The 452-nt window shown below is 48.2% G+C and carries 2 tRNA genes and 1 rRNA gene; all 3 read right to left on the minus strand.

The features are described from left to right. Positions 1 to 60: 60 nt before the first annotated feature. The 3 genes from AB4503_RS25165 to AB4503_RS25175 all read right to left on the minus strand — a co-directional run bounded on the left by AB4503_RS25165 (position 61) and on the right by AB4503_RS25175 (position 402). Positions 61 to 137, minus strand: a tRNA-Asp gene (locus tag AB4503_RS25165). A gap of 31 nt (positions 138 to 168) precedes the next feature. After that, positions 169 to 284 (minus strand): 5S ribosomal RNA (rrf, locus tag AB4503_RS25170). 41 nt (positions 285 to 325) lie between these two features. After that, a tRNA-Thr gene (locus AB4503_RS25175) sits at positions 326 to 402 on the minus strand. Positions 403 to 452 lie beyond the last annotated feature (50 nt).

Genomic DNA, 452 nt, shown 5'->3' on the forward strand with positions numbered 1-452 from the left:
AAACACTTTTCTTCAAATGTAAAAAAGCCCTGCTATTGCTAGCAGGGCTTCTCTAATAAGTGGCGGAGTGGACGGGACTCGAACCCGCGACCCCCGGCGTGACAGGCCGGTATTCTAACCAACTGAACTACCACTCCGCAGTGTCTATTCAGCATAAAGCAATTTGGAGCCTGGCGATGTCCTACTCTCACATGGGGAAGCCCCACACTACCATCGGCGCTATTGTGTTTCACTTCTGAGTTCGGCATGGAATCAGGTGGGTCCACAATGCTATGGTCGCCAAGCAAATTCTGTTGTTAACTTGAATAATCAAATCAACTAAATATGGTGCTGATACCCAGACTCGAACTGGGGACCTCACCCTTACCAAGGGTGCGCTCTACCGGGCTGAGCTATATCAGCAATTCAAGAACCGTTTAAAAACGACTCTAAAAATTTAAAGCCTGGCGATG

It is taken from the genome of Vibrio sp. 10N.222.55.B11 (genome assembly GCF_041473705.1).
Taxonomy (GTDB): Bacteria; Pseudomonadota; Gammaproteobacteria; order Enterobacterales; family Vibrionaceae; genus Vibrio; species Vibrio crassostreae_C.